The following is a 15,109-nucleotide window of genomic DNA, read 5'->3' as shown; positions in this document are numbered from 1 at the left end:
GCGATGGCCCCATCAAGGGGCCTGTTCGGCGAGGCATCAGCCAGCTTGAGAGTCAACACTCCGCGGACGCTCAGGGAAGCCACCGCGCGACATCGACGATCTCCCGGGCCACCGCGACGACGCCCTGCGGTCCAGCGATGCGGGCGAACAACGGCGCCAGGTGCCCGAGGTCGTCCTTCGTCCAGTCGTCGAGGAGATCGGGCCGCGGCTTCCAGCCGAGCTCGTTCAGGAGTCTCTGGCAGAGGCGGCGTGCGTGCGGTTCGGTCATCCAGGCGGCCAGCGGGATCAGCGCGAAGAGCGCCTCGTCCGCGTCGCTCGGCTGCTCCAGAGCGCGCTCGACCAGATCGCGCGCAATCGCCGGCGCGTGGTCCGGCGAGGCGCCGGCGATCGCGACCAGGGCTGGCCAGTTGGCGCTGATCTCGCGTGACAGGTCGAGGACAGCATCGGCCCCGAGAGCCCGGGTCCACGCAGCGGCGTTCCGCGCGAAGAGCAGGCGCGCGCCGTCGCTCGCCCGCAGATCGCCCGACAGCTGGGCCCAGGCGGCCTCGCGGACCGCGGCGGGCAGGTGCGCGAGCAGCGCGGATCGCACCTCGATCCGGTCCGACGGCTGGGGCAGCGAGTCCACCAGCGCGAGCGCATCCTGCACGCGCCCCAGATCGCAGAGGCGCGCGGCGACGGCCATCACCACCGGGAGGTGGAAGCCGGCCGCAGCCGCGCACGCCTGGACCAGCGCCGACGCGGCGCTGGCAGGTGCGTGCGGCGCGAGCGCGCAGATGCTCCAGCACGCGTCCGGCGGAAGCGCGTCGCCCGCGAGCAGCGACAGCGCGAGCCCCAGCGCCTCCGACGCGCCCGCTTCCCGCTCCTCCGCGGGCAGGCCCGACGCGAGGCGCGCGAGGACCAGGTGCCGCTCCGAGGGGGGCAGCGCCTCGGACCATGCCCAGAGCCCGCGCACCGCCGCGGGAGACCATCGCGCGGCGGCCTCCGAGAGCCGCGGCAGCTCGTCGCTCCTCGCGTCGGCCGGGACCTCGGCGAACGCCTCGCGACCGAGGTCGCGCGCCTCGTCCTCGGGCAGCAGCGCCGCCAGGGACACGCGCCCGAGCCGGCTCTCCCTGGTCCGCTCGCGAGCGAGCCGCGCCGCTGCCTCGCGCGCGGCCGTCACGCGCGCCTGCCCGTCGAGGGCGCGCGCCACGGCGGCGAGCGCGCCCCCGCCGGCGTGCTCCTCGCTAGCGGCCTCGAGCGCCCAGCCGAGCACGACGGCGCGCTCGGCGTCGGGCAGCTCGTTCGCCAGCCGGATCAGGGCACCGGCGCGCTCCGCGGCGTCGGCGATCGGCCGTCCAGCCTCGAGGATGTCCTCGCCCACACGCGGCATCTCGATGTGGGGTCCGGCGGAGCCCTCGCCTCCCTGGGCCCCTCCCTCTTCCTCCTCGTCCTCCTGCGCGGCCTGCGCAGCCAGCACACGCCGCGTCTCCTCGAAGCCAAGGATCGTCCGCACCGAGCTCGTGACGAGCAGGCAGCGGATCCGCGCGGCCAGCGCCGCCAGGACATCGCCTCCGGCCACGGCATCGACCAGAAGGCTCGCCGCGCACGCCGCCGTCGCGTCCACGTCGGCGATGAACCCGGACGAGCCATCCGGGCGCGTCCTCCACACGTCGAGCCACGCCCTCGAGACCAGCTCGATCCGCTCTGCGAGGCTCGCGCCGACCCGCTCCAGGTGAGCGCGCCAGTTCCGGCATACATAGTCAGAGACCGTGCCCGAGGCGAACGCGCGCTTCCCGTGGTCGGCGAACCGGCGATCGACCACCGCGCGCTCGTGCGGCGCGAGCCGCCCTTCGATGGCCTCCGCCCAGGCCGGGTGACGGAGCGCGAGGCCCGACTCTCCGACGGCGACTAGCGGTCCGCTCAGCTCGTTCCAGGCGCCGCCGTTCACCGTCGAGATCGCGAAGAGCTCCTCCCCCTCGATCGGCGCGAGCGCGCCTGCAAGCCATGGCAATATGGGGCGGATCGTGCCGCCGGCGCAGAGATCCAGGACGCCCGGAGCTCCGGCGGGAACGCTCGCGAGCGCCGGCGCCACAGCCGCAGGCTCCTGCGCAAACGCCTCGACGAGCGCCTCGACGAGGAACGGCTCCCCGCCGCTCACCCGTGCGAGCTCGTCCTTCACGCTGGCCGGCAGCTCGCCGAACCTCCGCCCGATCGCCTCCGCGACGTCGTCGACCGCGATCGGCGGCAGCGCGACCACCTCCGTCCCCTCCCGGAGCCCTCCCAGCGCCTCGATCGAGCACGCCGACAGCACGGCGCGGACGCCGGGGCCGAGGTCTCGCAGGAATCGCTGCGCTGCATCGAGGGTCCAGGACACGCCCTCGTCGAACCCGTCGAGGATCACGACGAGCGACCTGCTTCCGGGCAGGCGGCCATCCTCGAGCATGCTCGCGAGGAGGCGCCGCATCTCCTCGACCCCGTGCGGCCGTTCGCCGGGGCGCCACCGCGACCTGAGGAACAGAGCCACGCGCGCGTAAAGGAGGTTCAGCGCCGTGGACTCCAGCGCCGTACCGAACCGACGGCTCACGGGGACGAACGCTACCTCGTGCCGGCCCGCGCGGGCCAGCTCCAGCGCCCACGCGCCCAGCAGCATCGACTTGCCGCGCCCGCTCGGCCCGAGCAGCGCCACGCGCGCGCCGCCATGCTCCAGCCACGCTTCGAGGCCCGCCACGGCGCCAGCGCGCGCTCTACCGCCGAACGGGGCGCTGCGGCAGCGCTCGACCTCGCGCCAGAAGGCGAGGACGCCGCGCTCCGCCGCCGCAGGGCCCGCGGCCAGCGCATCCGGTGCTCGCGAAGGAGGGCTCATGTGCCTGCGAAGGGCGGCGTGCTCGAGGGAGCGGTCCTGAACGACGTGGGGTGTCCCGCTAGCCAGACATTGCCGTTCCACGCCTTGCCATCCGCGCCGATGACACCGTTCTTCTTGCCAGTACCGCCGTTGTTCGCCGGGTGAAGGCCGAGCTCACGCAGGACCTGCGCGCAGAATTTGCATAGATCCATGAGCTTACCGCGCTTGTCCGTCGTCGTCATCTTGCCCTCCTTCACCTGTTTCTGCAGCTCCTTCCTGATCTCGATGTCTTCGGCCGCGGGGTCTTTCAATGTCTTACCGTTCTTCTTGCGGTCCTGCCGGATGTCCTTCGCCAGGTTGTCCAATGCATCAGCCACTCAAAGCTTGGCGCGAGCTATGAACCACGCCCGCCACACGAGCGCCGAGATGGATGAGCTTGCCCGCGCAGCGCAGCGGGATGGGTTCTGCCTGATAAAGAACCTCATTCCGAAGAGCCTGCTGCGCTCGTGGCGTGAGGCCTTCGCGCCGCTCCTCGACGCCCACATCGCGCGTGAGGGGCACCTCAAGAACCGGGGGCCGGGTCGCTATTACGTGACGCTCCCGTTCAACGCCCCCTTCGCGGAGCCGCGCAGGAGGTCCACCGCGATGCGCCGCCGCTCTTTCCCGAGACCGGGAAAGAGACGCCCGCGTTCCAGCTCGCCGTCAACTTCCCCCTGGTCGACGTCACCGCCGAGAACGGCCCGATCGAGATCGCACGTGGCGCGCACATGCTCTCCAAGGCCGAGGGGATGCGGCGCCTCGCGCAGGGCGAGGTCGCGCTCGAGCCGATCGCCATGGAGCTCGGCGACGTCATGGTCCGCGACGTTCGCGGCCTCCACCGCGGAACCCCGGCACCTCGGCCACACGTCGATCGCCTCGACGGTTTGCCGTTGACTCTGGTCGGCTTTGACGGAACCATCGGCGCGGGCACTGGAGGAGAGACAAGACCATGATCCTGAGCCAACTTCTCGATCCGAAGATCTACTCGACCCTGACCGCGGACGACGTCGACAAGCTCGAGGCCGTGCTCACCGCCGAGATCGCCTCGAACCCGGAGATCCAGAAGCTCCTCAAGGCGCGCATCGACAAGTTCGTTCCCCACTTCAAGGGAACCATCAAGGGAACCAAGAAGATCGGCGGCTGACCGGGAGATCGCGCGCAGTCACGAGCCACGCACTGCACGGGCGACCGATGACCGAAGACATCGTTGCCAGCTCGTCGTACCTGCCCATGCGCGACGGCACGCGGCTCGCGGTGTACGTCTTTCGCCTCGCCACCGGGCGATCGTCGCCGGTCGTCTGGATGCACAATCGCTATCACGCAGGGCATCCCAGCACGGATCAGCTGCGGCAATGGGCGGCCGCCCACCAGTGGCTGCGGGAGCTCGCCTCGGCGGAGATCGCCGTCGGCGAGATCTCCCTGGATCCCTGGCTCGTGGGCCTGGTTCGCCGCGGGTACGGCGTCGTCCTGGTCGACGCGCGGGGAACCGGAGCGTCGTGCGGAAGCCGCCGCGGGCCCTTCGCGCCCGAGGAGGCACGCGACGCCGCGGAGGTGACCGCTTGGCTCGCATCCCGCCCGTGGTCCTCCGGCGCGGTGGGGATGTTCGGCCGGTCGTACATGGGTACCAGCCAGTATTTCGCGGCCACGGAGGCCCCGGCGCTCGGCGCCATCTTCCCCGAGATGCCCCTGTTCGATCTGTACGATCTGGTGCGGCCGGGCGGCGTCTTCCGGCACGTCTTCGGACGCCAGTGGACCGATGACGTGACGCTGCGAGATCGGGGGGCTTCGGTCTCGCCGGTGCAAACCGATCCGGAGGGGGCGCTGCTCGAGGCGGCGCGCGCGGAGCACGCGGCCAACCTGGACAGCCACGATCTCTTCGCTCCGCTGCGCTGCCGGGACTCGCGGGACCCGGTCACCGGAGCGCGCCTGTTCCTGGAGCGCAGCCCCTCGTTCTGGGCGGCCGACCGGCGGCCCGCGACGCCGGTGTTCCTGCTGGCAGGCTGGAACGACGCGTTCGTTCGCGACGCGCTGCTCTGGTATCACAACAGCCCCGGGCCGCGGCGCCTGGTCATCGGCCCCTGGGCGCACACGGGGAGCGCGGGGTTCGACCTTCTGGAGCAGCACGCGGCCTGGTACGACCGATGGCTCGCGGGCGTCGAGCCCTCGGGGGAGGAGCCGCCCATCTATTACTACACCGTCGGGGCCGACCCTGGTGAGCGCTGGCGCTGCACCGAGGTGTGGCCGCCAGAGGAGATGGTGGCCACGCCCTTCCACCTTCGAATCGGGCGCTCCGGGAGCTGCCGGTCGATCAACGATGGCCGCTTGACGTTGCAGGCAGCCGACTCCGGAGAAGGCGCCGACGACTACGACGTGGATCCGACGACGACCACCGGCACCGCGACCCGCTGGGCCAACACCGCCGGAGGGCCCTTTGCTTATCCGGACCTCGCCTCCAACGACGAGCGGGCCTTGACGTACACGACGGCGCCGTTGACGGCCGCTCTGGAGCTGACCGGGCATCCCATCGTGCGCCTTTGGGTGAGCTCGACGGCTCCCGACGTGGACGTCTTCGCCTACCTCGAAGAGGTCGCTGAGGACGGCCGGTCGCTCTACGTCACCGAGGGTGTGCTGCGCGCTTCCCATCGCGCGCTCCACACGCCTCCCCTCGAGCACTTGGGCTTGCCTTACCACCGGAGCTACGAAGAGGATCTCTCGCCCCTGCCCGATCACCCGGTCGAGCTGGTGTTCGACATGCACCCGATCTCCCGGAGGATCGCTCCAGGGAGCCGGCTCCGGCTCGCGGTCACGGGGGCCGATCGCGACAACGCGCTCACCGTGGTGCCGCCCGGCGGAGCACGGCTCCGGATCCACCACGAGCCGGGCTGTCCATCGAGGTTGATCCTGCCCGTCGTGGGTCCATCTGCCGCGTTCTAGGGAGGCTCGTGCGCGAGGACGAACGCCCTACCACCGCAGCGGCCGAGGTGCTGGACGTCATCGCGCGCGAGGCCGGGGTGCCCCCGGAGCGCGTCGATCCCGATGCGTCGTTCACCGAGCTGGGCCTGGACTCGCTCGGCATGATGACCCTGAGCGAGGCCCTGGAAGCACGCCTCGGCCGGAGCGTCCCCTTCCGGCGGCTCATGGAGGATCTCTCGACGCTGCGGCGCCTGGTGGACCACGTCGAGAGCCTGGAGGCCGAGCAGCGAGCGACGCCCGCGGCGCCTCCGCCGGTGCCGGCCTCCGCCGGTGATCCGGCGCCCGCGCCTCCGGCCGCGCTGACGGCGGCCCAGCTCGCGGCGATCCGGGACATCGGGGCGCGCCACGTCGCGCGCACAGCGACGTCACAGCGGTTGCTCGATGGATCGCTCGGACGGCTCGCCGATCCGCGCATCGCGGGCCGCACGCCGGATGGACGGCGATGGGCCTGGCCCGTCCTCACCGGGCCCGCGGGAGGCGGCAAGATCCGCGACGCCGACGGGAACGTCTATGTCGATCTGAGCATGGCGTCGGGCGCCTGCCTGTTCGGGCACGCGCCGCCGTTCCTCACCGCGGCCGTCCGGCGCGCGCTCGACGACGGAGCGTTCCTCGGGCCAGAGCACCCCACGACAAACGACGTCGCCGAGCGCCTCCGCGCGCTGACGGGGGTCGAGCGGGTGGCCTTCTGCATCTCGGTGACGGAGGCTGTCATGAGCGCGCTGCGGCTCGCGCGCACGGTGACACGCCGCCCTGGCATCGCGGTGTTCGCGGGATCGCACCACGGGCACTTCGACGGCACCCTGGCACGACGGGCCGCCGATTCTCCCTGGGGGACGCCGCTGTCCCCCGGAGTGCCCCGGAGCATGGTCGCCGACGTGGCGGTGCTCGACCACGGCGCGCCCGCCTCCGTGGAGGCGATTCGTCGGCTCAGCGACAGGATCGGCGCAGTGCTGGTCGAGCCCGTCCAGCCCCGTGGTTCGAGGGGGCCCCAGCCCGGGTTCTTGCGCGACCTCCGCAGAGCAACCGAGGAGGCGCGCATCGCGTTGATCTTCGACGAGACGACCACCGGCTTCCGCTGCCATCCAGGAGGCGCTCAGGCGCTCTTCGACGTCCGGGCCGACATGGTCGTGTACGGGTCGCTGCTGGGAGGCGGGATGCCCCTCGGCGTCGTGGGCGGCCGCGCGCGGTTCCTGGATACGATCGACGGAGGCCCCTGGGCCTTCGACGATGCCTCCTCACCGCAGGTGGAGCAGACCTTCTTCGGAGGCACCTTCTACAAGCACCCCTGCTCGATGGCCGCGGCGTCCGCCGTGATCGATCGCCTGATCGCCGAGGGGCCGGAGCTTCGACACCGCCTCGACGCCCGGGCGGCGGCGCTCCTCGGGCGCTTGCGGGCGGTGCTGGCCGCGAGCCGATCGGGCCTGCAAGGGTACGGGTTCTCCTCGGTCCTCTGGTTGGATTGTCCGCCGGGGCTCGAGGACGCGCTCTCGCAGCTCCTCCTGGAGCGTGGCGTGTACGCGCCGGCGCACCTGCCGTGGTTCCTGTCCACGGCGCACGAGGACGGCGATCTCGATACCGTCGTGTCTGCGGTGGAAGGGGCGGTGAAGGCGCTGGCCGGCAGCGGCGCTCTGCCGCGCGAGGCGATCGTGGAGCGGCCGCTCGACGCCCGGCAGCGCCAGCTCTGGATCCTCGCGCAGCTCGGCCCCGAGGCCTCGATGGCGCACAACGAGTGCGGCGCCCTGCGCCTGCGCGGCCGCCTCGACATCCCCGCGCTGCGCGCAGCGCTGTCCCGGCTCATCGCGCGGCACGAGGCCCTCCGCACCACCTTCCGCGCGGACGGCGAGGCCCAGATCATCCACCCGGCCATCGACGCCTATCTCCCGATCCACGTCCTCTCCGGCGCCGAGGGAGAAGCCCTCGCCGAGGCCATCCGGCGCCGGGCCGCCGCGCCCTTCGATCTGGAGCGAGGTCCGCTCTTTCGAACCGAGCTGATCCAGCTTCGCGACGACGACTTCGTCCTCGTGATCGCGCTGCACCACCTGATCACCGACGGATCGTCCATGAGCGTCCTGCTCGGGGAGCTGACCCGGGAGTACACCGCCGCGGCCTCCGGCGCGCCGTCGCTGCTCGAAGCGCCTGCCGCGGCGCCGGCGCCAGAGGCGTCCGACCTCGACGAGCGATTCTGGGTCGGCGAGCTCCACGATCCGCCGCCTCCGCTCGCGCTCCCGCTGGACCGGCCGAGGCCGCCTCGGCGGACGTTCGCCGGCGCGGTCACGCGCTGCCGGCTCTCGCGGCCTCATCCGGCCGACGTGCGCGCGCTCGCCGCGGCTCACGGCACCACCACCTTCGTCGCTTTGCTCGCCGCGTACACCGCGCTTCTCCACCACCTGACCGGCCAGCCGGATCTGATCGTCGGCATCCACGCCGCGCCGCGCGCCGCGGGCGGCGCGCCGCGCGTCGGGTACTTCGTCCGCCTCCTGCCGCTCCGCAGCGGCGTCGAGCCGGCGCAGCGGTTCTCCGATCACCTGGTGGCCACGAGCCGCCGCGTCCTCGCCGCGCGCGATCACCAGGACGTGTCGCTGCCTTCCCTGAGCACGAAGATCGGCGCGCGTCACGAGCCCGGGCGCACCCCGCTCGTCGCGGCCACGTTCAACGTCGATCGGCCGGCGCCGCCCATCTCCCTTCCGGGGCTGACCGTCGAGGTGGACACCGTGGGGACCGGGTTCGCCAAGCACGAGCTGAGCCTCAACGCCGACGACACCAGCCTGACCTTCGACTGGACCTTCAACACCGATCTCTTCTCGCCCTCGACCATCCAGCGATGGAATGCGCAGCTCGGCGCGCTCCTCGCCGAAGCGGCACGAAATCCCGACAGCACCCTGGCCGAGCTCGCGGCCGTGCTCGACGGCGCAGCGAGAGAGCGCCATTCCCCCGGGCCGGTGGGGTTCCTCGACGGCGGCCCTCCCCTTCGCGACGGCCCGCCGGTGCACCAGCAGGTGGAGCAGCGCGCCGCCGCGCTCCCCGCCGCGATCGCGGTCGTCGCGGGCGAGGAGCAGATCAGCTACCGAGAGCTGAACGCCCGCGCGAACCGGCTCGCGCGCGAGCTCCTGGCGCGCGGGGTGAGGCCCGGCGTAACGGTCGCCGTGCTGCTCGATCGTGGCATCGACGAGGTGGTCGCCGCGCTGGCTGCGCTGAAGGCCGGCGGGGCCTTCCTGCTCCTCGATCCCGAGACGCCTCCCGATCGCCTCCGCGTGCTCCTGGCCGACGCGGCGCCCGCCGCAGTGATCACCTGGCAAGGCATAACCCCCCTTCTCCGTGGAGACGAGGTCGTGCTGGCCCTCGACGCCGACGCGCCCGCCATCGCCGCGCGCTCTCCGGCTCCTCTGGCCCTGCGGGTCGATCCTGCCGCGGCGGCCTACGGGGTGTACACGTCGGGCTCCACCGGCACACCGAAGGCCTCCATCAACACCCACGCGGCCACCGCGAACCTGGTGGCCTGGCTCGCGCAGCGCCTCGACGTCCAGCGCACCGACCGGGTGCTCCGCAAGGCCCCCGGGGGCTTCGACGTGGGCGTGTGGGAGATCTTCCTGCCCCTCGCTGCAGGCGCGACCATCGTCGTGGCGCCGCGAGGCGCCCACCGGGACATGGCCGCTCTCGCGCGCCTGATCCACGAGCAGGGCGTGACGATCGCGCACTTCGTCCCGTCGCTGCTCGGGCCCTTCCTCGACGAGCCCGGCGCCGCGGCCTGCCGGCTATCGCACGTTCTCTGCGGCGGAGAAGCGCTGCCCGCCGAGACGCGGAGCCGGTTCCACGATCGCCTCTCCGGGGCGACGCTGCACCACCTCTACGGCCCCAGCGAGACAGCCGTGGACGTCACCGCGTGGCGCGATCCGGCCGGCCCCTGGGAGGGCAAGATCCCGATGGGATCGCCCATCGCGGGCGTTCACTTGCACCTGTTCGACGAGGCCGGGCTCCCGGCGCCCGCGGGGGTGCCCGCCGAGCTGTTCATCGGCGGGGTGGCCCTCGCCCACGGATACCATCGCCGTCCGGGCTTGACGGCCGAGAGCTTCGTGCCCGACCCCTGCTGCGCCGGCGGCAAACGCCTGTACCGCACCCGGGATCGGGTGCGACAGCGCGCGGATGGAACCCTGGAGTTTCTGGGGAGGATCGACGACCAGATCAAGCTCGGCGGCGTGCGCATCGAGCCCGCCGAGATCGAGGTGGCGCTGGGTGGTTTGCCGGGCGTGAAGCAGGCCGCGGTGGCCCTCCAGCCCGGACCCGCCGGCCCTCGTCTCGTCGGTTACGTGGTGGGCGATCCCCGGCTCGATCCGGCGTCGCTCGCCGAGGGGTTATCGAGGCTCCTCCCGAGCGTGATGATCCCGTCCGCGTGGGTCTTCCTGGATCGACTGCCCACGCTGATGAGCGGCAAGATCCATCGAGCGGCGCTCCCGCAGCCCGCCGCCGGCGCCGGAGCGCACCCGGGCGCCGCGCCCCGATCGCCGGTGGCGCAAGCCCTCGCGGCCATCTGGTCGCGCCTCCTCGGCGTCGAGGGGCTCTCGGTCGAGGACGGCTTCTTCTCCGCGGGCGGCCATTCGCTGCTGGCCATGCGCCTTGCCGCCGAGGTGCGCGACGCGTTCGGCGTCGAGCTCCCGCTGGGGGCGCTCTTCGATCGGCCGCGCCTCGGCGACGTCGCCGAGGCCATCGCGGAGCTGATGGAAGGCGCCGGAGGATCCAGCGCGCCGATCCCCGATCTCGCCTCGAGGGAGCGAGCGCCCCTCTCCCTCGTGCAGGAGCAGATCTGGCTCGCGCAGCGCGTGGACGCCGGCTCGGCGGCCTACAACACCGCCGAGGGGCTCCGGCTCACGGGCGACCTCGACGTCGGCGCGCTCCGCCGATCGCTGGACGAGCTGCTGATCCGCCACCCCATCCTCGCGACGACGATCGCCGAGATCGAGGGCCAGCCGTGGCAGGTCGCGCAGCCGGGCGCGACGATGCCGCATCGCTTCGAGGATCTGACGGATCGCGCGCCGGAGCGACAGCCCGTGGACGCGCTGCTCGACGAGGTGATCGGCGCGCCCTTTCACCTGGATCGCGATCTCCCCGCGCGCGCTCTGACCGTGAAGATGTCGCCTTCGTGCCACCTCGTCGTGCTCGCGATCCATCACATCGCCTGCGACGAGGGATCGCTGTCGGTGCTGCTCCGCGAGGCGCTGGTCCTGTACCAGGCCTTCGTGGAGGGCCGGCGGCCGGCGCTGCCCGCCCCGCGCGTCTCGTACGCCGCGTTCGCGGCGTGGCAGCGCTCCCGGCTCCCCGACGTGCTCTCGCGGCAGCTCGGCTACTGGAGAGAACGGTTCTCCACCCCGGCGCCGCCGCTCGCGTTTCCAGGCGCCGAGCCGCTCTCGTCCCCCGCGGCGCGACGGCGGGCTCGCGCGCTCGCCGCCGGTCAGGGGCACGCCGTGAAGCGACTGACCAAGGCGCTCGGCGTCACGCCCTTCGTGGCCTACCTGTCGGTGTACCTGATCCTCCTGCAGCGGGCGTGCAGCGAGAGCGATCTGGTCGTGGTCACCCCGGTGGACGTGCGCGCGCAGAGCGAGCTCGACGAGGTGGTCGGGCCCTTCGTCAACCTCCTGCCCCTCCGGGTGGATCTCGGCGGAGCGGCGACGTTCGCCGACGTCGCGTGGCGCGCGCGGGCCGCGACCCTCGGCGCGCTGGCGCACCGCGAGATCCCCTTCCAGTCGATCGTCGCCACCGTGGCCCCCGAGCGGAGCGGTCCCGCGGCGCCGCTCGCGCAGGTCGGCTTCGCGTTCTACGAGCGACCCGTGCCCCCCTTGCACCTGCAGGGGCTGACCATGAGCCCACTGGAGCTCGATCCTGCGGCGCCCAAGCTGGACCTGCTCGTCACCGTCGACGTCACCGCGGCCGAGCCCGTGGTGACGTTCGAGCACGCCGGCAGGGCGCTCGATCCGGATGCGGTCGAGGGCCTGCTCGACGGATGGGTGGCCTTGATCGGGGCGATCGTGGAGGATCCGCAGACGCCCCTCTCGAACCTGGCGCTGACCACGCCGCAGGATCAGCGGCGGATCGTCGACGACCACAACCCGGTGTCCCCGCCCTTGCCCGGCCCCGGGCTGCTGGGCCGCTTCCGCGCCATCGCGGCGCGGCGCCCCGACGCGCTCGCGCTGGAGTTCGCCGACGGATCGTTCAGCTACGCAGGGCTCGCGCGGACCGCCTCGGCCATCGCGCGGCGGCTCAAGGACGCAGGCGTGGGCGCCGAATCCCCGGTCGGATTGCTCTTCGAAGGATCGGCGTGGCTCGTCGCGTCGCTGCTCGGCGTCCTCGAGGCGGGGGGCGCGTTCGTGCCGCTCCATCCCTCCGATCCGCCCACGCGCATCGCTCAGATCGTGCGGGAGGTCGGCATGTCCGTGATCCTGGCCCCGTCCGAGGTTACCGTCCTTCCCGGGCTAACGGTGATCGACGTGGGATCCATCCGCATCCCCGCGGCGCCCTCGCCTCTCCCCGCGGAGGCGCCGGATCCGGCCACGCTCACCGCCGTGCTGTACACCTCGGGATCGACGGGGCAGCCCAAGGCCGTGGGCATCACCCACGGAGGCCTCCTGCGCATGGCGGTGGGCCAGGAGCCCCTGGAGCTGACCGCGCAGGACGGCGTCGTGCAGCTCGCCGACCCACGGTTCGATGCATTCCTGTGGGAGGTCTGGACGACCCTGCTCGCGGGAGGGCGGCTCGTGGGCATCGAGCGCGACGACGTCGCCCATCCGAAGCGCCTCGCCGGGCATCTCGCCGAGCGCGCGATCACGGCCGGCCTCTTCACCACCGCCTTGCTCCACCACGTCGCGACGATCGATCCTGCGGCGTTCGCCGGCCTTCGCTTGGTGCTCTTCGGGGGCGAGGCGGCGGACTCCGCCGTGTTCGCGGCCGCCTGCGGCGCCTGCCCGCGGACCAGCTTCGTCAACGGCTACGGCCCGACCGAGGCGACCACCGTCGCGTCTCTCTTCACCCTCGACCGGGTGGACCCGGCGCGCCGCGTGCCCATCGGCGGGCCGATTCGCGGGGCCCGCCTGCACGTCCTCGATGACGCAATGGCGCCCGTCGCGCCCGGCGTCGCGGGCGAGCTCTACATAGGCGGCGAAGGGCTGGCACGGGGCTACCTCGGGCAGGCGCGGGCGACGGCCGCTCGCTTCGTCCCCGATCCCTTCGCCCGCACGCCGGGGGCGCGTCTCTACGCGACCGGAGACCGGGCGCGGCGTCTGAGCAGCGGCCTCCTCGACTTCCTCGGCCGCGCCGACGAGCAGGTGAAGATCCGGGGCTACCGCGTGGATCTCCTCGAGATCGAGCGGCGACTGGAGCAGCACCCGAGCGTGCGCGACGCGGTGGTCCTCGCCATCGGCGGCGCCGGCATGGAACGGTGGCTCTGCGCGCACCTGGTCCCCAGGGCGAGCCCCGTCGACGCGGCGGAGCTGATCGACTTCCTGCGGGCCCGTGGGCCTTCCTTTCAGGTCCCCGCGGAGATCGTCTGGCACGCGGCGCTCCCGCTCACCTCCCGGGGCAAGGTGGACCGGGCGGCCCTCGCGGCGGCGTCGGCGCGCACGCCCCGGAAGGGCGGCTCCGGCGGCTCGCCCGAGACGCCAACCGAAGCGCTGGTGGCCGGCGTCTGGGCCGCCGCGCTGGGAGGTCCCGTCGGGCGGCACGACGACTTCTTCCATCACGGCGGGCACTCGCTCATCGCCGCGCGCATCACGGCCCAGCTCGGCGAGCGGCTCGGTCTCCAGATCCCCCTGCGCCTTCTCTTCGACGCGCCCACGGTGGCCCGCGTCGCGGCCGCCATCGACGCCCTGCGCCACCAGCGAGCGGGCGCCGCGGCCCTGCCCGGGCCGAGCACCGAGCCCGTGCCGTCCCGGCTCCAGCTCGCCCTGCAGCAGCAGCAGATCTGGCTCTTCCAGCAGCTCTTTCCGAACAATCACATCTTCCACATCCACCTCGGCTTCCGCGGCCGCGGCCCTGTCGATGCCGATCGGCTGGCCCGTGCGGTGGACGCGCTCGCCCGGCGTCACGACGCGCTTCGGACCGTGTTCGCCTTCGACGAGGAGCAAGGCCCCGCGCAGGTGGTCCTGGAGACCGTCCCCAGCGCCTTCGAGGTCTTCGATCTCCGCGCGCTGCCCCCCGAGCGAATCCCCGACGAGACCCGGCGCATCCTGGGAGAGGTGCGCGACCGTCCGTTCGATTTCGACCGAGGCCCCCTGTTCCGCGCAGCGCTTCTCCACGACGGTCCCGATAGCTTCCTCGCCGTCCTCGTGATTCACCACATCGTCTGCGACGGCGCGTCGCTCGCCGTGCTCGCCCGGGAGCTCGGCGCGACCTACGCGCAGCTCGGTCGGGGCCAAGGCCAGCTGCCCGCGGCGGCGGTGCAGTACGGCCACTTCGTGCGCTGGCAGCGCGAGCACCTGACGGCGGAGCGGCTGCCCGCCGACATGCAGCACTGGCGCGACGTGCTGGAGGGAGATCTCGCCCCCTTGCCGATCGGCAACGTCCACAGGAAGCAATCCATCGTCTTCCGCTTCACGAGCGTCGAGACCTCCCTCGACGAGGACGTCGCGCGGCGGCTGCAGGCGGTCCTCTCGCGGGAAGGCGCCACCCTGTTCGCGGCGGGCCTGGCGGCGCTCGGCCGGGCGGTCCTGGCCGAGACCGGCGCGACCAGCCTCCGCGTCAGCACGCTCGTGGCCAACCGCCACCGCGCCGAGCTCCTGGGCGTCGTCGGGCTGTTGGCCACGGTGACCATCCTGCGGCTGCGCCTCCCGCCCGGCGGAGGTCCCCTGGAGGCCCTCCGCGCTGCCCGCGAGGCCGTCTTCTCCGCCTTCGACCACCTGGATCTCCCCTTCGAGGAGGCCCTCCGCGTCCTCGAGTCGGAGCGCGAGATCGATCGGAGCGCGCTGGCTCAGGTGATGCTCCTCGCGCAGGAGACGAGCGAGCTCCCCCTCGACCTGACGGGCCTTGCGGTGGAGCCGGCGGAGATCGACGGGGACGAGCCCGGTCCCACGGTCTCGGGGCACGATCTCCTGGCGCGCCTCGACCATGGCGCGCGGGGACTGCGTCTCCGGCTGCAGTACGAACAGAGCCGGCTCGACACCGCCCTCGCAGAACGAATGTTGAACCACCTCCGGCGTGCCCTCGAGGAGATCGCCGGGCTCTCACCGGCGGACCGCGCCGCGCCCGCGACGGCTCCCCTGCCTGGGTCGGCGCTTCCACAGAAGGAGACCTGAC

Annotated in this window: 5 protein-coding genes and 1 pseudogene; 4 read left to right on the top strand and 2 right to left on the bottom strand. The window is 72.7% G+C overall.

Going from position 1 to position 15,109, the window contains the following annotated elements; translation table 11 throughout:
* Window positions 1-70: 70 nt before the first annotated feature.
* Both WMF11_RS17755 and WMF11_RS17750 read right to left on the bottom strand, forming a co-directional pair.
* Window positions 71-2,842, bottom strand: a complete 2,772-nt coding sequence (locus WMF11_RS17755) for a hypothetical protein (RefSeq protein ID WP_437978275.1) — start codon at window positions 2,840-2,842, stop codon at window positions 71-73.
* On the bottom strand, window positions 2,839-3,198 hold the full coding sequence (locus WMF11_RS17750; protein WP_437978274.1) for a hypothetical protein: 360 nt from the start codon (window positions 3,196-3,198) through the stop codon (window positions 2,839-2,841). The genes WMF11_RS17755 and WMF11_RS17750 overlap by 4 nt, the downstream gene beginning before the upstream one ends.
* Window positions 3,199-3,477: 279 nt before the next feature.
* Here WMF11_RS17750 and WMF11_RS17745 point away from each other — a divergent pair.
* From WMF11_RS17745 to WMF11_RS17730, 4 genes and pseudogenes are all read left to right on the top strand, one after another.
* Window positions 3,478-3,813, top strand: a pseudogene (locus tag WMF11_RS17745) (hypothetical protein); the annotation flags it as partial.
* Entirely contained in the window at window positions 3,810-4,004 is a 195-nt protein-coding gene (locus tag WMF11_RS17740) for a hypothetical protein (protein ID WP_437909555.1), read from the top strand. The pseudogene WMF11_RS17745 and the gene WMF11_RS17740, both read left to right, overlap by 4 nt.
* Before the next feature lie 47 nt (window positions 4,005-4,051).
* Window positions 4,052-5,794 (top strand): CocE/NonD family hydrolase, encoded by a 1,743-nt coding sequence (locus WMF11_RS17735; RefSeq protein WP_437978273.1) that lies wholly within the window; start codon window positions 4,052-4,054, stop codon window positions 5,792-5,794.
* 8 nt (window positions 5,795-5,802) lie between these two features.
* Window positions 5,803-15,108, top strand: a complete 9,306-nt coding sequence (locus WMF11_RS17730) for an amino acid adenylation domain-containing protein (RefSeq protein WP_437978272.1) — start codon at window positions 5,803-5,805, stop codon at window positions 15,106-15,108.
* Window position 15,109: the final 1 nt, after the last annotated feature.

The sequence above is a fragment of the Sorangium sp. So ce295 genome (assembly GCF_051527405.1).
In the GTDB taxonomy this organism is placed as follows: domain Bacteria; phylum Myxococcota_A; class Polyangia; order Polyangiales; family Polyangiaceae; genus Sorangium; species Sorangium cellulosum_B.
The sequence above is the reverse complement of the archived record's forward strand: the minus strand, read 5'-3'. Positions and strand labels throughout refer to the sequence as shown.

Excerpts from the sequence above, each read along its gene's own strand:
- WMF11_RS17755 (WP_437978275.1), bottom strand. The coding sequence starts at position 2,842 with ATGAGCCCTCCTTCGCGAGCACCGGATGCGCTGGCCGCGGGCCCTGCG.
- WMF11_RS17740 (WP_437909555.1), top strand. The coding sequence starts at position 3,810 with ATGATCCTGAGCCAACTTCTCGATCCGAAGATCTACTCGACCCTGACC.
- WMF11_RS17735 (WP_437978273.1), top strand. The coding sequence starts at position 4,052 with ATGACCGAAGACATCGTTGCCAGCTCGTCGTACCTGCCCATGCGCGAC.